The following is a 16,400-nucleotide window of genomic DNA, read 5'->3' as shown; positions in this document are numbered from 1 at the left end:
TCCTCCACAGGAAGCTCCCGGCCACGGTTTCTCCACGGGAATGTCCACCCCCTTCCAGCGCGGTGCGCCGCGCGAAAGAATCCATGGTGTGAACCACGACGTACCGACCAGCACCTACCGCCTCCAGATAACCCCCGACTTCACGCTGCGCGACGCCGCACAGGTTCTCGATCACGTGCACCGCCTCGGCGCGGGCGCCGTCTACCTGTCGCCGCTGCTCCAGTCGGCCGCCGGCTCCGCGCACGGGTACGACGTGGTCGACCCGACCCGGGTGGACGAGGCGCGGGGCGGCCCGGAGGCTTTGCGCGAGTTCGCGGAGGCGGCCCACCTGCGCGGCCTCCAGGTCATCGTCGACATCGTGCCGAACCACCTCGGCGTCGCCGTGCCGCGGGAGAACCCGTGGTGGTGGGATGTCCTCCGCCTGGGCCAGGACTCCGCGTACGCGGACCACTTCGACATCGACTGGGCGTTCGGCGGCGGCCGGCTGCGCATACCCGTCCTCGGCGACGAGCCGGGCGAGGAGGATGCGCTGCGCGTCGTGGACGGCGAGCTCGTGTATTACGAGCACCGCTTCCCGATCGCGCCCGGCACGGAATTCGCGTCGCCGCGCGATGTGCACGGCCGACAGCACTACGAGCTGATCTCGTGGCGCCGGGCCGACGCCGAGCTGAACTACCGCCGGTTCTTCGCGGTGAACACGCTGGCCGGGGTGCGCGTGGAGGATCCGCGGGTCTTCGAGGACACGCACGCCGAGATCGGCCGCTGGCTGCGCGACGGCATCGTGGACGGGCTCCGCGTGGACCATCCGGACGGTCTGCGCGATCCCGGCGACTACCTGCGCCGACTGGCGGAGCTGACGGACGGGCGGCCGATCTGGGTGGAGAAGATCCTGGAGGGCGACGAGCGCATCCCGAGCTGGCCGATCGCGGGCACGACGGGGTATGACGCGCTCGGGATCGTCGACCGGGTGTTCGTCGATCCCGCGGGCGAGGAACCGCTGACGGCTCTGGCGGAGGAGCACGACGCCCGCGAGGAGAGCCGGGACTGGCCGGGGCTGGTGCACCGCCGCAAGCGTGCCGCGGCGGACGGGATCCTGCGCTCGGAGGTGCTGCGGGTGGTGCGCGAACTCGGCGAGGACGCTGCGGGCGAAGCCGCGGACACCCTGGCCGATGCCGTTGCCGAGCTGGCGGCGAGCTTCCCGGTCTACCGCAGCTACCTCCCGTTCGGCGCCGACCACCTGCGGGCGGCGCTCGACGCCGCGTCCGAGGCACGGCCGGACCTCGCGGACGCGCTCCGGACACTCGGCACGGCGTTCGCGCCCGGCCCAGACGGAGCCCTCTCCCCCGCTTCCGCTCGCTTCCAGCAGACCAGCGGCGCGATCATGGCCAAGGGTGTGGAGGACAACGCGTTCTACCGGTTCAGCCGGCTGACATCGTTGACCGAGGTCGGTGGCGACCCGGCCGAGTTCGCGCTCCCGGCGGAAGGCTTCCACCGCCTGCAGCAGCGGAGGGCGGACGACCTCCCGCTCTCGCTGACGACACTCGGCACCCACGACACCAAGCGCAGCGAAGACACCCGGGCGCGGATCGCAGTGCTGGCCGAGCTGCCCGAGCGTTGGGCGCGGTTCCTCGCGGCCGTGCGGCAGCGCGTGTCGACCGGCGACGGGTCGCTCGAGAACCTGCTCTGGCAGTCGATCGTCGGCGCGTGGCCGGCCTCCAGGGACCGACTCCACGCGTACGCGCTCAAGGCCGCGCGGGAGGCCGGCGCGAGCACCAGCTGGACGGATCCGGACCCGGCGTTCGAGGGCGCGCTCGGCGAACTGGTGGACGCGGCGTTCGACGATCGGCGGGTGGCCGCGGAGGTGGCCGCGATCTCTGCGATCGTGGACGCCCCCGGCGCGAGCAACGGGCTGGGCGCGAAGCTCGTCCAGCTCACGATGCCGGGCGTCCCCGACGTCTACCAGGGCTCGGAGCGCTGGGACCGGTCGCTCGTCGACCCCGACAACCGGCGTCCGGTCGAGTTCGACGCCGCGGCCGGGCTGCTCGCTCACCTCGACGAGGGCTGGCTGCCGCCGCTCGACTCGTCGGGGGCGGCGAAAGTGCTCGTGACCTCCCGGGCGCTGCGGCTGCGCCGCGACCGACCCGAGCTCTTCGCGGAGTACCGCCCGGTGACGGCGTCGGGGCCGCACGAACGGCACCTCCTGGCGTTCGACCGCGGCGGGGCGATCACCCTCGCCACCCGGTTGCCGTACGGGCTGGCCGAGGCGGGCGGCTGGGGCGAGACGAACGTGGAAGTCGGGCCCGAAACCTACCGGGACGAGCTGACCGGGCGCGAGGTGAGCGGCACGGCTCGGCTCGCGGAGGTCCTCGATCGGTTCCCCGTCGCACTGCTGGCGGTGGTCCGATGACCGCGGAGGGCACCTCTCCCGCGCGCACCTTCCCGGTCTGGGCGCCGGATGCGAACACCGTGGAGGTGGAGGTCGCCGGACACGGGCGGCATCCGGCGCGCAGGGCCGCCGACGGGTGGTGGCGGCTGCCGACGCCGTTCGAGGGCGGCCGGTCGGGCGACTCGGCCGGCCCAGCCCACGGCCCGCTCGACTACGGATTCGTCGTCGACGGCGCCGGCCCTTATCCCGACCCGCGCTCGCAGCGCCAGCCGGACGGCGTCCACGGGCTGAGCCGCGAGTGGGATCCGGGCGCGTTCGCCTGGACCGACCACGACTGGCGGCCCCGCCCACTGACCGGCCGCGTCAGCTACGAGCTCCACGTCGGCACCTTCACCCCGGAGGGGACACTCGACGCGGCGGCCGCGCGGCTCGATCACCTCGTCGGGCTCGGCGTCGACGCGGTCGAACTGCTGCCGGTCAACGCCTTCAACGGGCCGCACGGCTGGGGCTACGACGGTGTGCTCTGGTTCGCCGTGCACGAGCCGTACGGCGGGCCCGACGCGTACCAGCGATTCGTGGAAGCCTGCCACCGCCGCGGCATCGCCGTCATCCAGGATGTCGTCTACAACCACCTCGGGCCGAGCGGCAACTACCTCCCGGTGTTCGGCCCATACCTGAGCGAGGGTCGCAACACCTGGGGTTCCTCCGTCAATCTGGACGGTCCGAAGTCCGGCGAGGTGCGCCGGCTCATCCTCGACAACGCGGCGTTCTGGCTGCGCGACATGCACGTCGACGGCCTGCGGCTGGATGCGGTGCACGCGCTCCAGGACAGCAGCGCCGAGCACATCCTCGAAGCGCTCGCACGGGAGGCCGCCACCGTCGGCGAGACGACCGGACGGCAGGCGACGCTGATCGCCGAGAGCGACCTCAACGACCCGAAGCTGATCCGCGAACGGCGCCGGCACGGCTACGGCCTCGACGCGCAGTGGGACGACGACGTGCATCACGCCGTCCACGTCAACCTCACCGGGGAGACGAGCGGCTACTACGCGGACTTCGCCGGGCCCGGTTCGCTGGTCAAGGTCTTCGAGCGCGGCTTCTTCCATGACGGCACCTGGTCGAGCTTCCGCGAACGGCGGCACGGCAGACCGCTCGATGCCGGGATGCCGTTCACCCGCCTCGTCGCCTTCAGCCAGAACCACGACCAGATCGGCAACCGCGCGATCGGCGACCGCCTGACCGCCACCCTCGACGAAGGGCGGCTCGCGGCCGCGGCGGCGCTGGTCCTGCTGGGTCCGTTCACGCCCATGCTGTTCATGGGCGAGGAGTGGGGGGCGAGCACGCCGTGGCCGTTCTTCAGCTCCCACCCGGAGCCCGAACTGGCGGAGGCGACCCGCACCGGGCGCATCGCCGAGTTCTCGCGGATGGGCTGGGACCCGGCCGTGGTCCCCGACCCGCAGGACCCGGCCACGTTCGCGAGCGCGAAGCTGGACTGGTCCGAGCTGGCCGACCCGGACCACGCGCGACTGCTCGCCTGGTATCGGCGGCTCATCGAGCTGCGCCGCGCGGTGCCGGCGGACGCACGTGCCACGCATGTCCGGTACTCGGACGGCGTGTTCGCCTTCACCCGCGGGCGCCTCCGGGTGGAGGTCGCGCTGGACGGCCCGCTACCGGATGACGACGCCGAAGGCGGGGTGCTCGCCGCCTTCGGGGACACGGTGCGCGTGACCCCGGCGTCCCGCGCGGCCGACGCGGAAGGGGGTGACTGACCGATCCGCTGCTGCTCAGCGCGTCCCGACGCCTCCGGCGATGCCGCTGATCAGGCGGCGTTGGAGGACCAGGTACAGGATGATGATCGGCAGCGCGATGAGCACGCCGGCCGCGGAGAGCAGCGAATAGTTCGTCATGTGCTGGCCCTGGAAGAACGCCAGGCCGAGCGGCGCGGTCCTGAGCTGATCCTGCGTGATCATCACCAGCGGGATGAGGAACTCGTTCCACGTCCACATGCCCACCAGGACCGCCATCGTCGCGATCGACGGCCAGGACGCCGGGACGAGCACCCGCCAGAGCAGGCGGCGGTCCGTCGCGCCGTCGAGCCGGGCGGCCTCGATGATCTCGCCGGGGAACGCGCGGAAGTGGTTGCGCATCCAGAACGCGGCGAAGCCCAGCGACTGCGCCGTCTGCGGCAGGATCAGCGCCCAGTACGTGTCGGTGAGTCCTGCCGTGCGCAGGTTGAAGTAGAGCGGGATGATGAACGCCTCCTCGGGGAGCATCAGCCCCACGAGCAGGACGAAGAACAGGACGCCCGAGCCCGGGAACGTCATCCGTGCGAACGCGAAGCCGGCGAGCGTCGCCAGCACGAACGTGAGGACGACGACGGCGACGGCGACCAGGACGCTGGAGGCCATGTAGGACGAGAAGTGGCCCTCCGTCCAGGCATCGGTGTAGTTCTGCAGCCGGACGGTCCGGGGCAGCTGGAATCCGCCGGTGTTGTCGGCCGCGGGGATGACCGACGAGAACAGCACGCCGACCAGCGGCAGCAGAGCGAACAGCGCGAAGACGCTCAGGATGATGTAGTCGACGGTCTTCTCGACCCTGCCGATTCTCATGCGGTCTCCTTCGGCTGCAGGCGGGTGATCAGCCACGAGATCACCATGATGAGGACGGTCAGGGCGATCGCGACAGCGGCCGCCGATCCCACCTGGCCGGTGTTGAAGGCGCGGTTGAACGCCTCGAAGGCGGGGACGGTGGTGCTGGTGCCCGGGCCGCCCTGTGTGGTGATGTAGACGATGTCGAACGACTTGAGGGTCGCCGTCACCGTCAGCGTCAGCGCGATCGCGAGTTGGCCGCGCAGCGCGGGGAGCGTCACGCCGAAGAACTCGCGCAACGGCCCGGCGCCGTCGATCCGGGCGGCCTCGAACACGGACGGCTCGATGTTCTGCACGCCGCCGAGGAAGAGCACCAGGCACAGGCCGGTGTTCACCCAGGTCCCGATGAAGCCGATCGCGACCAGCGCGAAGGTGTAGTCGCCGAGCCACGCCCGGGACAGGTCCCCGAGCCCGATCATCCCGAGCGCCTGGTTCAGGAGGCCGTGCGGTGCGTAGATCGACACCCAGATGGTGCCGACCACCACCGAGGCGATCACCTGCGGGAGGAACAGCACCGTGCGGAAGAAACCCACGCCGCGGAGCCGGTTGGCGTGCGAGAGCACGATCGTCAGGCCGAGGCCGAGGATCACCGGGATGGCCGCATAGAAGAGGAGCAGCACGGACACGTGCAGGAACGCGTCCCGCAGGTGGACGTCGGTGAAGACGGCCGCGTAGTTCTTCAGCCCGGCCCAGGTCGACGCCCCGATGCCGTTCCAGTCGTAGAACGAGTACTGGAAGGTCTGCAGGAGCGGGACCACGATGAACGCGGCCAGCACCAGCACGGACGGCGCGACGTACAGGTAGGCGGCCGGCTGCCACCGGCGCCGCGCGCGGGTGCGCGGGGCGTCGGTGGCAGTCGCGATAAGGGTCTGGGCCATCACTTGTTTCCGGAGACGAAGCCCGAGTAGTCGGCCTGCAGCGTCTGGGAGAACTGCTGCGGGGTGGTCTTCTGGGCGGTGAGGTCCTGCATGGCCGCGGTCAGCGTCGTGTAGAACGTCGGCGTCGAGTAGTCGAGGTAGGGCACGATGCTCTTGCCGGCGGTCAGCGAGGCGTACTGGTCGTAGACGCTGGCGTTCAGCGTCCCGGCCTGGGACGTGTGGCCGGCCGGCAGCACGGTCGGCAGGCTGTTCGCGTCGATCATCGTCTGGGCGCTGTCGCGGCCGGAGATGAAGTCGATGTAGGCCGCCGCCGCGTTCGGGTGGGCGGACTTGGACGTCATCGCCCAGGCCAGGCCCTCGCCGCCCTGCGTCACCGGCGCGGAGGCGCCGGCGGGCGTGAGCGCGACCATGCCGGCGTTCGACTGGCCGAGGGCCGAGCCGATCGTGGACATGTCCCACGTGCCGTCGATGATGAACGCGGCCTTGCCCTTGCCGAAGTCGGCGACCGCGGCGTCCTGGGAGACACCGTTCGCGTCGGCCGGCAGGTAGCCCTTCTGCGCCCAGCTCTGGATGGTCGCGGCGGCGTCGACGTTCGCCGTGTCCGTCCACGCGCCGGCCTTGCCCGCGACGAGGTCCTGGACCGCCTTGGCCCCGGCCGTCGCGGCCTGGACCACGCCGTAGAGCTGGATGCCGCGCACCTTCTCGAGGTCGCCGTACGCCATCGGCTCGACACCGGCGGCCTTCGCCTTCGCGAGGTCGGCGGTCAGGTCGTCGAGGGTCTTGGGCGCCTCCACCCCGAGGCTGCTCAGGATCTTCTTGTTGTAGTAGACCCCGACGAACTCGCCGGTGTTCGAGACCCCGTAGAGGTTGCCGGTCTGCCAGTGCTTGCCGTCGGAGCTGAAGGTGTTGAGCGCGAGCAGGTTGGAGGGGAAGTAGTGGGCCCAGCCGTACAGCGACGAGTAGTCGTCGAGCGGGGCGAGCATCCCTCCGGAGACGAACGCGCCCATGTCGGGGTAACCCTGGTTGGCCTGCACGACGTCCGGCGGGTTGTTGCCGGACAGGGCGAGCTTCAGTGTCGTCTTCAGGTCGGAGAACGACTGGCTGTTGCGCTTGATCGTGACGTTCGGGTACTTCTTCTCGAACTCCGCGTTGAGCTTCTTCTGCGCCGTGTCGATGTCGCCGGTGTTGTTCTGATCCCAGACGGTCAGCGTGTACTTCCCGGACTCCACGGTCTTGGAGGCCGTGACCTTCGACGTGTCGGAGCCGGTCCCCGACGTCCCCGGCGCGCAGCCTGCCAGGAGCAGCGCTGTCGCCGCGGTGAGCGCGCCGACCGCTAGGGCGGTGAACTGCTTCTTCATGGATTACCTTTCTGTTGCCGTGGTCTGCTGGAGCGGCGCTCGCCGGCTCCAAGCGTGGAGGAAGCCCCAGTCGGAGTCCGCGGCGTGTCGTTCGACGAAGCCGATGAGCTCTCCAGGAGTCGGTGCGCTCGCGCCCCCGCCCAGCCCGGTCACCGAGTAGGCGGCCGTCGCTGTCGCGAAGCGGAGTCGTTCGGCGAGGGTCCATTCCTCGCCGAAGGACGTCATGAGGGCGGCGGTGAACACGTCACCGGCGCCGGTCGGGTCGACGGCCGCGACGCGGATGCCGCGCACCTCGGCCTCTTCGCCGTTGGCCGAGTCGACGGCGACCACGCCGTCCGCTCCGCGCGTGACGACGGCGAGCCCGACGTGCTCGGCCAGGGCGCGGGCGGCGGCGACGGGATCGCCGGTGCGGGTGTACGCCATCGCCTCGTCGTGGTTCGGGACGAAGACGTCGACGTTGCCGAGCTGGGCGAGCAGCCCGCTGGACCATTCGCCGCTCGCGTCCCAGCCGACCCCGCCGACGAGCACCGTCCCGGCCTCGCGCAGCTCGCGGCCCCACGCGCTGGCCGCGTCGGCCACGTCGACGTGTGCGGCGGCGACATCGTCGCGCCGCTGCGGGACCGCGACCGGGTGCTCCTCCACGTAGGTGAGGAAGCCGCGGTCGTGCGGGCCGGAGATCGCCACGCTGATCGGGGTCTGGTAGCCCGCGACCGTCGCCAGTTCCTCGACGTCGAGGTTCGGCTCTGCGCGGAGGAGCGCGTGGATGTGCGACCCGATGACGTCGTCGCCCATCGTGGCCACCAGCCGGGAGTCCGCGCCGAGCCGCGCCGCCGCCATCGCCCGGATGGCCGCGCCGCCGGCGGCGATGCCGAACCGGTCGGCGTAGGTCTCCTGTCCGAGGACCGGCACGTCGGCGCCCGTGAAGACCAGGTCGCAGAACACGTCCCCGGTGAAGAGCAGGGCCCCGGGTCGGGACAGACGGTGATGCAAGAGTTCACTCCTTCGCACTTCTCCGGACGGATGCGGGACACCGTAACACCCTTGCGCAGGTTTGACCAAGTTTGCGCATGTTTGCGTATTTCGCGCATGTTTCGGCTATCGTGATGAGCATGATCGTGAGTGAACGGCGCCAGCGCATCCTGAACGAGCTGCGGGCCAGCGGGACCGCCAGCGTCCCCGAACTGGCCGAGACGCTCGGTGTCAGCGCCTCCACGATCCGCAGGGACCTCGAGATCCTCGACCGCAACGGCGAGCTCACGCGCAGCTACGGCGGCGCCGTCCTGCTCCGCTCGGGCATGACGGTCCAGGAGGGCGCAGAGTCGCCCGAGACCCCTTATGACGACAGTGCCGACATCGACCTCAAGGTGCGCGTGGCGAAGGCCGCGCTCGAGTTCGTGGAGGACGGCAGCGTCGTCCTCCTCGACATCGGCACGACGACGCCGTTCCTGGCGCGGATGCTGCGCGGCAGGGACATCACGGTCGTCACCTCGAACCTCGCCGTCTTCGACGAGCTCCGCAACGACAGCGCCGTGCGGGTCGTGCTGCTCGGCGGCGTCCTCCGCCGCAACATGCGCACCCTGGTCGGATCGCTCACCGTGTCGTCGCTGCAGCAGATCAGCGCCGACGTGATGTTCCTCTCCTGCACCGGCGTCCGGGCGGGCGGAGCGATCGTCGACGACATGGCGGTGGAGACCCCCCTCAAGCAAGCGATGATCGCGGCGAGCGACAAGGTCGTCCTGCTCGCCAGCGAAGCCAAGTTCCCCGGGACGGGTGCGCTCCGTGTGTGCGCGCTCTCCGACGTCGACGTGCTCGTCACGACCGACGGCGCCCCGGCCGAAGCCATCGAATTGTGCCGCGCGAGCGGCGGAGAGGTCGTGATCGCATGAAATTGAGCATCCTCGGCGGCGGTGGATTCCGTACGCCCTACGTCTGGCAGGCCATGCTCCGGGACACGGGCAGCCCCCGCGTCGATGAGGTGTGCCTCTACGACGTGGATGCCGACAAGCTCGCGACGATGGCGGCCCTGCTGACGCAGCTGGCCGCCGGCACGCCCGGTGCGCCGCGACTGACCACCACGACCTCGCTCGACGAGGCCATCGCCGGCAGCGACTTCGTCTTCTCCGCCATCCGCGTCGGCGGGCTGGAGGGCCGGCGCTGCGACGAGCACGTCGCGCTCGACCTCGGCGTGCTCGGCCAGGAGACCACCGGTCCGGGCGGGATCGCCTACGCGCTCCGCACGGTCCCCGTGATGGTCGGCGTCGCCGAGACGATCAAGCGGCTCGCGCCGAACGCCTTCGTGATGAACTTCACAAACCCCGCGGGCATCATCACCGAGGCCATGCAGGGCGTCCTGGGCGACCGCGTGGTCGGCATCTGCGACACGCCCTCCGGGCTGGGCCGGCGGGTGGCGGCGGCGCTCGGCGTCGACCAGAGCCGCATCCACATGGACTACGTCGGGCTCAACCACCTCGGCTGGATGCGCGGGGTGTACTACGACGGCCGCGACATCCTGCCCGAGTTCCTCGCCGACGACCGGCTGCTCGGAGAGCTCGAGGAGGGTCAGGTCTTCGGCACCGAGTGGATCCGCGAACTCGGCGTGATCCCCAACGAGTACCTCTACTACTACTACTACAACCGCGACGCGGTCCGGGCGATGATCGAGGCGGGCACGACCCGCGGCGACTTCCTCGCCCGCACGCAGTCCGAGTTCTGGGAGCTCTCCCGCGACGCCGGCGACAAGGCCGGGCTGTGGCGGCGCACCGTCGAGCGGCGGAGCGCCTCCTACATGGCGGAGGCGACCGGCGGCACGCAGGACGAGCCGGCGCACCACCACGAGGCGTCCTTCGACCCGGCCGACCAGGGCTACGCGGGCGTCGCGCTCGGCGTGATGAACGCGATCACGCGCAACGAGCAGGCGACCATGATCCTCAACGTGCGCAACCGCGGCACGATCGCCGGCCTTCCGGACGACGCGGTCATCGAGGTGCCGACGCTCGTCGACGCCAACGGGGCCCACCCGCTCTCGGTCCCGGCCCCCAGCCTGCACCAGCTCGGTCTGATGTCGCAGGTGAAAGAGGTCGAGCGTCACGCGATCGCCGCCGCCCTCACCGGGTCGGAGACGGAGGCGCTCCTCGCCTTCGCGCTGCACCCGCTGGTCGAGAGCGTCCCGACCGCGCGCGAGCTGCTCCGCGGCTACACCGCGGCGCACCCGCAGCTGGCCGAGCTCTTCGGCGGCGCGCCGGTCGGCGCAGGTCTCGCTCCGGCGGGACGCTGATGCGGGTCGTCGTCCTGCCGACCCCCGCCGAGGTCGGCGAGTCGGCGGCGGCGGAGCTCGCCGCGGTCGTGGCCGAGCGCCCGGACGCGGTGCTCGGCCTCGCCACCGGGGACTCGCCGCTCGGCGCCTACACGGCGCTGGCCCGGCGGGTGGAGCGCGGCGAGCTGGACCTGTCGCGGGCGAGCGGCTTCGCGCTCGACGAGTACGTCGGTCTCGACCCGGCCGATCCGCGGAGCTACCGCACGGTCATCGACCGCACGGTCACCGCACCGCTGCGGATGCGCCCGGCCGCCGTGCGCGTCCCCGACGGCGCAGCCGCCGACCTCGCAGCGGCCGCCGAGCAGTACGAGCGGGCCATCGAGGAGTCGGGCGTCGACATCCAGGTGCTCGGCATCGGCGCGAACGGGCACATCGGGTTCAACGAGCCCGGCTCGGCGTTCGCGACGCACACCCGCGTCGTCGAGCTCAGCGAGCGCACCAGGCGGGACAACGCCCGGTTCTTCCCCGCTCTCGCCGACGTGCCGACGCACGCCGTGACTCAGGGGCTCGGCACGATCATGCGGGCGCGCCGCATCGTGCTCGTCGCGCTCGGGGAGCGGAAGGCGGAGGCCGTCCGGGCCGCGGTCGAAGGGCCGCTCTCGGTGGAGTGCCCGGCGTCGGTCCTGCAGACGCATCCGGACACCGTGCTCGTCCTGGACGAGGCCGCGGCAGCGCGGCTCGACCGGGCCGGCCTGCAGAGCCGCGACCTCGCGTCGGCAGCGCAGGCGTAAGCGCGTGAGCGGGTTAGCGGTCGGCACGGCCCGTGTCAACCGCTTCCCGCCTCCGGTCGTGCGCAGGTAGCCTTTCGGTCTGACGATCATCGGAGGCACCGTGTCCCAGCTCTGCCCCCTTCCGCGCACCCTGCGCGCCCGAGCCCTCTGGGCGGCCCGGTGAGCGGCGACGGCTCCCTCCCGTATCCGCTCGGCCTCACGCTCGTCGAGGGCGGCGCCAACGCGGCCGTCTACAGCGAGAACGCGACCAGCGTCAGCGTCTCGATCTTCGACGCACGCGGCCGCGAGCGGCGCACCGAGCTCCCGAACCGCACCGGTCACGTGTTCCACGGCTTCGTCGCCGGCCTCGTCCCCGGAACGCGCTACGGGCTCCGGGTCGCCGGCCCGTGGGACCCGGCGAACGGGCTGCGCTTCTCGCCCGCGAAGGTGCTGCTGCCGACGCGCGCCCGCGCCGTCACCGGCTCCTGGGACAACTCGCAGGCCGTCTTCGGCCACCAGCTCGGCCGGCCCAAGCGGCGCAGCGATACGAACGGCGCGCGGCACGTCGCGCTCGGCGTCGTCATCGACCGCCAGGAGTTCGACTGGGGCGATCACGAGCGCCCGTCGACCCCGCTCAGCGAGACCATCATCTACGAGACCCACGTCAAGGGATTCACCCGGCTGATGGAGTGGGTGCCCGAGGAGTTCCGCGGCACCTACGCCGGACTCGCCCACCCCGCGGCCGTCGAGTACCTGAAGAACCTCGGCGTCACCGCGGTCGAGCTGATGCCGGTGCACCAGTTCGTGCAGGACCCGCACCTGCAGGAGAAGGGCCTCCGCAACTACTGGGGCTACAACTCCATCGGCTTCTTCGCGCCGCACAACGAGTACGCCGCGACCGGCGACACCGGGCACCAGGTCGACGAGTTCAAGGGCATGGTCAAGGCGCTGCACGCGGCCGGGCTGGAGGTCATCCTCGACGTCGTCTACAACCACACCGCCGAGGGCAACGACCTCGGGCCGACGTACAGCTTCAAGGGCATCGACAACCCCTCCTACTACCGGCTGGTGGAGGGCGACCGGGCGCACTACTTCGACACCACCGGCACCGGGAACAGCGTCAACGTGAGCCACCCCGCCGGCCTCCGGCTCATCATGGACTCGCTGCGCTACTGGGTGGAGGACTACCACATCGACGGATTCCGGTTCGACCTCGCCACCACGCTCACCCGGCAGGGCGGCGACGCCAGCCTGCACAGCGCCTTCCTCACGCTCATCCAGCAGGACCCGGTCCTCGCGCGGGTCAAGATGATCGCCGAGCCGTGGGACACCGCCGGGTACCAGCTCGGCGGGTTCCCTGCCGACTGGTCGGAATGGAATGGGAAGTTCCGCGACGACGTCCGCGACTTCTGGCGCGGCACCTCCGGCGTGCTCGGGACGCTGTCACAGCGCGTGCTGGGCAGCCCGGACATCTACGAGGACTCCCGCCGGGCGCCGCTCTCGAGCGTCAACTTCGTCACCGCGCACGACGGCTTCACGCTCGCCGACCTCACGAGCTACGACGAGAAGCACAACGAGGCGAACGGCGAGGACAACCGCGACGGGGAATCCGACAACCGCTCGCGCAACTACGGAGTGGAGGGGCCGACCGACGACCCCGCCATCAACGCCGTGCGCGTCCGGCAGCGCAAGAACCTCCTCGCGACGGTGCTGCTGTCGGCCGGCGTGCCGATGATCCTCGGCGGCGACGAGATCGGCCGCACCCAGCACGGCAACAACAACGCGTACTGCCAGGACAACGAGCTCTCCTGGTTCGACTGGGCGAACGCGGACTGGGAGCTGCATGAGTTCACGGCAGCGCTCATCCGCCTGCGCCGCGCCGAGCCCGCCCTCCGGCCCGAGTGGTACCGGCAGGCCCCCGAGGTCGGCGGGTCCGACACGGTGCGCATCGTGCGGGCGGACGGCGAGCCGTTCGCCGATGACGACTGGTCCGATCCGGAGGCGCGCACGATCGCGTTCGTGCTCATGCACGAGGGCTCGGACTCGTTCCTCCTGCTGCTCAACGCGGCCGAGAACGGGGTGGACTTCGTGCTGCCGCAGCCGCCGGGCGCGCACTGGGAGCTGGAGCTCTCCAGCGATCCGGAGCTCGCCCTCCACGACGGCGAGAGCGTGATCCTCGGCGAGACCTCGTTCGCCCTGCTGCGATCGGCCGCCGGACGATGAGCGACACCCCGATCCCGGCCCTGCTCGGCCGCTACCGCCCGCAGACGCTGATCGGCCGCGGCGGGGAGGCGAGCGTCTTCCGCGCGACCGACGAGATCCTCGGCCGCGAGGTCGCCATCAAGCTCTACCGCTCCGCGACAGAGGAGCAGATGGCGCAGTACCGCACCGAGCAGACCGCGCTCGCCCGGCTGAGCCACCACGGCATCGTCTCGCTGATCGACGCGGGCATCGACTACTCGGCCCCGAAGGATCCGCGCCCCTTCCTGGTCATGGAACTGGTGGCCGGCAGCGACCTGGCCGCGACTCTGAGCGAACGCGCGCTCAGCACCGAGGAGATCGCCGAGGTGGCGTACGACCTGGCCGAGGCGCTGGAGTACGTGCACGCGAACGGCGTCGTGCACCGCGACATCAAGCCGTCGAACATCATGCTGGTGACCTACGGCACCACGACCTTCCGGGCCCGCGCGCGCCTGACCGACTTCGGCATCGCCGGGGGCGTCCTGGCGGCGCCGACGACGGAGGAGGACGGCACGGCCACGACGGGCACGGCGGCCTACCTGAGCCCGGAGCAGGCGTCCCACACGGCGGCGACGCCGGCGAGCGACGTGTACTCGCTCGGGCTGGTGCTGCTGGAGTGCTTCACGCGCACGGTGACGTACCCGGGCGACGCGGTGGAGTCCGCGCTGGCGCGGCTCCGGGCGGACCCGCCGGTGCCCGACGACCTCCCCGACGCGTGGACGCCGCTGCTGCGCGCGATGACGGCCCGCGAACCGGAGGCGCGGCCGACGGCGGCGGAGCTGGCGCAGGCGTTCCGGGAGGCGATCATCGCGGCGACGCCGGTGCCCGCCGGGCGCTGAGCTCGGAGCCTCAGCGCGCCGCCAGCACCTCCGCGATGCGGCCCGGCACCGTCTCGTCCTGCAGCGAGGTGGTGTCGCCGAGCGGCCTCCCGTCGAAGAGGTCGACCAGCAGGCGGCGCATGATCTTGCCCGAGCGCGTCTTCGGGAGGTCGTCCACCACCACGACGTGACGCGGTTTGGCGATCGCTCCGATCGCGCGCGCCACCTGGTCGCGCAGGCCGGACGGATCGGGCGCCTCGCCGGCCGCGATGACGAACGCCGCCACCGCCTGGCCGGTCGTCGCATCGCCGACGCCGACCACGGCGGCCTCCGCGACCGACGGATGCGCGACCAGCGCCGACTCGATCTCGATGGTCGAGAGGCGGTGGCCGGAGACGTTGATCACGTCGTCGAGCCTCCCGAGCAGCCACAGGTAGCCGTCGTCGTCCACGGCCGCGCCGTCGCCGGCGAGGAAGTAGCCGCGGTCGGCGAACGCCCGCCAGTACGAGTCGCGGTAGCGCTCCGGGTCGCCCCACACGGTGCGCGACATCGCCGGCCAGGTGCCGTCGATGACGATGGAGCCGCCGGAGCCGCGCGGCACGTCCTCCCCGTGCTCGTCGACGACCCGTACGCTGACGCCCGGGACCGCGACGGTCGCCGAACCGGGCTTCAGCGCGGTGACGCCGGGGAGCGGGGCGACGATGGCCGCGCCGGACTCCGACTGCCACCAGGTGTCGACCACGGGCGCGCGGCCGGCGCCGAGCTGCTCGCGGAACCACACCCAGACCTCCGGGTTGATGGCCTCCCCCACGGTGCCCAGCAGGCGGATGCTGGAGAGGTCCCAGTCGCCCGCCGCGCTCAGCCCCTGCGGGAACCAGCTCATGAACGTGCGGATCAGCGTCGGCGCCGTATAGTACGTCGTCACGCCGCAGCGCTCGATGATCTCGAAGTGCCTGGCGGTGGTCGGGGTGTTCGGCGTCCCCTCGTAGATGACGGAGGTCGCGCCGTTGGAGAGCGGCCCGTACAGCACATAGGTGTGCGCCGTCACCCAGGCGAGGTCGGCGGTGCACCAGTAGACGTCGGAGTCCTTCGCGTCGAACAGCGCCCAGTGGCTCCACGACGCCTGCGTGAGATAGCCGCCGGTGGTGTGGACGACGCCCTTCGGCCGCCCGGTGGTGCCCGACGTGTAGATGATGAAGAGCGGGGTCTCCGCGTCGAAGAACTCGGGCTCGTGCTCGGCGGGGGCGGTCTCGACGGCCTCGTGCCACCAGACGTCGCGGCCGGGGGTCCACGGGATGTCCGGGGTGAGGTCCCCGGTGCGGCGCACGACGAGCACGTGCTCGATCGCGTTGACGCCCGCGACGGCGGCGTCGGCCTGCGCCTTCACCGGCACGGCGGCGCCGCGGCGGAACTGCCCGTCGGAGGTCACCAGGAGTTTCGCGCCGGTGTCCTCCACCCGGAACCGCAGCGCCTCGGCGGAGAAGCCGCCGAACACGAGCGAGTGGATGGCGCCGACGCGGGCGATCGCGAGGGTGACGACGACGGTCTCCACGAGCACCGGGAGGTAGACCACGACCCGGTCGCCCCTCCCGACGCCGAGGGCGGTGAGGGCGTTGGCGGCGTGGGCGACGCGGCGCTGCAGCTCGGCGTACGTGACGGTCTCCCGGTCGCCCGGCTCGCCTTCGAAGTGCAGGGCGACGCGGTCGCCGCGCCCGGCGGCGACGTGCCGGTCGACGCAGTTGACTGCGGCGTTCAGCCGGCCGCCGGCGAACCACTCGGCGCGCGGGACGCTGAGCTCCCCGTCCGGGCCGGCGGTGGCGGGCTCCCAGGTGTGCGCGGTGTGCCAGGGCTCTGCCCAGTCGAGGCGCGCGGCCTGCTTCTCCCAGAAGGCGACCGGATCGGCGGCGGCCTCCGCGAACACGTCGGCGCCGACGTTCGCCTGCGCCGCGAACTCGGCGCTCGGCTCGTACAGGCGGGACTCGCGGCCCAGGTTCTCGATCGCGCTGCTCACCCTCCGACGCTAGCGGCGCGCGCCCCCGACGCCCGCC

At 71.6% G+C, this 16,400-nt stretch carries 12 protein-coding genes; 7 read left to right on the top strand and 5 right to left on the bottom strand.

All coding sequences use genetic code 11. The annotated features are described in order from the left end of the window. Window positions 1-88: 88 nt before the first annotated feature. Together treY and treZ are read left to right on the top strand one after the other, a co-directional pair. Entirely contained in the window at window positions 89-2,407 is a 2,319-nt protein-coding gene (treY, locus tag AC3A3H_RS12635) for a malto-oligosyltrehalose synthase (protein WP_487614899.1), read from the top strand. Continuing rightward, window positions 2,404-4,155 (top strand): malto-oligosyltrehalose trehalohydrolase, encoded by a 1,752-nt coding sequence (gene treZ / locus AC3A3H_RS12630; RefSeq protein WP_487614898.1) that lies wholly within the window; start codon window positions 2,404-2,406, stop codon window positions 4,153-4,155. The genes treY and treZ overlap by 4 nt, the downstream gene beginning before the upstream one ends. 15 nt (window positions 4,156-4,170) lie before the next feature. Here the strand turns inward: treZ and AC3A3H_RS12625 are convergent, their stop codons facing one another. From AC3A3H_RS12625 to AC3A3H_RS12610, 4 genes are read right to left on the bottom strand one after another with little or no spacing between them, the layout of a single operon-like run. Further along, window positions 4,171-4,995, bottom strand: coding sequence for a carbohydrate ABC transporter permease (locus AC3A3H_RS12625; protein ID WP_487614897.1), 825 nt, complete (start codon window positions 4,993-4,995; stop codon window positions 4,171-4,173). Further along, window positions 4,992-5,912: a carbohydrate ABC transporter permease gene (locus tag AC3A3H_RS12620; protein ID WP_487614896.1), complete on the bottom strand. Its 921-nt coding sequence runs from the start codon at window positions 5,910-5,912 to the stop codon at window positions 4,992-4,994. Before AC3A3H_RS12620 ends, AC3A3H_RS12625 begins: the two co-directional genes overlap by 4 nt. Continuing rightward, complete coding sequence (locus tag AC3A3H_RS12615) at window positions 5,912-7,270, bottom strand: extracellular solute-binding protein (protein ID WP_487614895.1); 1,359 nt, start codon at window positions 7,268-7,270, stop codon at window positions 5,912-5,914. Before AC3A3H_RS12615 ends, AC3A3H_RS12620 begins: the two co-directional genes overlap by 1 nt. 3 nt (window positions 7,271-7,273) lie before the next feature. Further along, window positions 7,274-8,260 carry a carbohydrate kinase family protein gene (locus tag AC3A3H_RS12610; protein WP_487614894.1) on the bottom strand — a complete coding sequence of 329 codons (987 nt, stop codon included), beginning with the start codon at window positions 8,258-8,260 and terminating at the stop codon, window positions 7,274-7,276. A 119-nt stretch (window positions 8,261-8,379) separates the two neighbouring features. Here AC3A3H_RS12610 and AC3A3H_RS12605 point away from each other — a divergent pair, with 119 nt between their 5' ends. The 5 genes from AC3A3H_RS12605 to AC3A3H_RS12585 all read left to right on the top strand — a co-directional run bounded on the left by AC3A3H_RS12605 (window position 8,380) and on the right by AC3A3H_RS12585 (window position 14,373). Continuing rightward, on the top strand, window positions 8,380-9,156 hold the full coding sequence (locus AC3A3H_RS12605; RefSeq protein WP_487614893.1) for a DeoR/GlpR family DNA-binding transcription regulator: 777 nt from the start codon (window positions 8,380-8,382) through the stop codon (window positions 9,154-9,156). Further along, complete coding sequence (locus AC3A3H_RS12600) at window positions 9,153-10,544, top strand: 6-phospho-beta-glucosidase (RefSeq protein WP_487614892.1); 1,392 nt, start codon at window positions 9,153-9,155, stop codon at window positions 10,542-10,544. Before AC3A3H_RS12605 ends, AC3A3H_RS12600 begins: the two co-directional genes overlap by 4 nt. Beyond that, on the top strand, window positions 10,544-11,314 hold the full coding sequence (locus AC3A3H_RS12595; protein ID WP_487614891.1) for a glucosamine-6-phosphate deaminase: 771 nt from the start codon (window positions 10,544-10,546) through the stop codon (window positions 11,312-11,314). The genes AC3A3H_RS12600 and AC3A3H_RS12595 overlap by 1 nt, the downstream gene beginning before the upstream one ends. 159 nt (window positions 11,315-11,473) lie before the next feature. Then, window positions 11,474-13,516 carry a glycogen debranching protein GlgX gene (gene glgX / locus AC3A3H_RS12590; protein WP_487614890.1) on the top strand — a complete coding sequence of 681 codons (2,043 nt, stop codon included), beginning with the start codon at window positions 11,474-11,476 and terminating at the stop codon, window positions 13,514-13,516. After that, window positions 13,513-14,373 (top strand): serine/threonine-protein kinase, encoded by an 861-nt coding sequence (locus AC3A3H_RS12585; RefSeq protein WP_487614889.1) that lies wholly within the window; start codon window positions 13,513-13,515, stop codon window positions 14,371-14,373. The genes glgX and AC3A3H_RS12585 overlap by 4 nt, the downstream gene beginning before the upstream one ends. A 10-nt stretch (window positions 14,374-14,383) precedes the next feature. On the opposite strand, the gene acs is transcribed toward AC3A3H_RS12585, so the two are convergent. Then, window positions 14,384-16,363 carry an acetate--CoA ligase gene (gene acs, locus AC3A3H_RS12580; RefSeq protein ID WP_487614888.1) on the bottom strand — a complete coding sequence of 660 codons (1,980 nt, stop codon included), beginning with the start codon at window positions 16,361-16,363 and terminating at the stop codon, window positions 14,384-14,386. Window positions 16,364-16,400: the final 37 nt, after the last annotated feature.

The organism is Leifsonia sp. Soil_N53 (genome assembly GCF_057655165.1).
The sequence above is the reverse complement of the archived record's forward strand: the minus strand, read 5'-3'. Positions and strand labels throughout refer to the sequence as shown.

Excerpts from the sequence above, each read along its gene's own strand:
- AC3A3H_RS12620 (WP_487614896.1), bottom strand. The coding sequence starts at position 5,912 with ATGGCCCAGACCCTTATCGCGACTGCCACCGACGCCCCGCGCACCCGC.
- AC3A3H_RS12605 (WP_487614893.1), top strand. The coding sequence starts at position 8,380 with ATGATCGTGAGTGAACGGCGCCAGCGCATCCTGAACGAGCTGCGGGCC.
- AC3A3H_RS12615 (WP_487614895.1), bottom strand. The coding sequence starts at position 7,270 with ATGAAGAAGCAGTTCACCGCCCTAGCGGTCGGCGCGCTCACCGCGGCG.
- AC3A3H_RS12600 (WP_487614892.1), top strand. The coding sequence starts at position 9,153 with ATGAAATTGAGCATCCTCGGCGGCGGTGGATTCCGTACGCCCTACGTC.
- AC3A3H_RS12585 (WP_487614889.1), top strand. The coding sequence starts at position 13,513 with ATGAGCGACACCCCGATCCCGGCCCTGCTCGGCCGCTACCGCCCGCAG.
- AC3A3H_RS12595 (WP_487614891.1), top strand. The coding sequence starts at position 10,544 with ATGCGGGTCGTCGTCCTGCCGACCCCCGCCGAGGTCGGCGAGTCGGCG.
- treZ (WP_487614898.1), top strand. The coding sequence starts at position 2,404 with ATGACCGCGGAGGGCACCTCTCCCGCGCGCACCTTCCCGGTCTGGGCG.
- AC3A3H_RS12625 (WP_487614897.1), bottom strand. The coding sequence starts at position 4,995 with ATGAGAATCGGCAGGGTCGAGAAGACCGTCGACTACATCATCCTGAGC.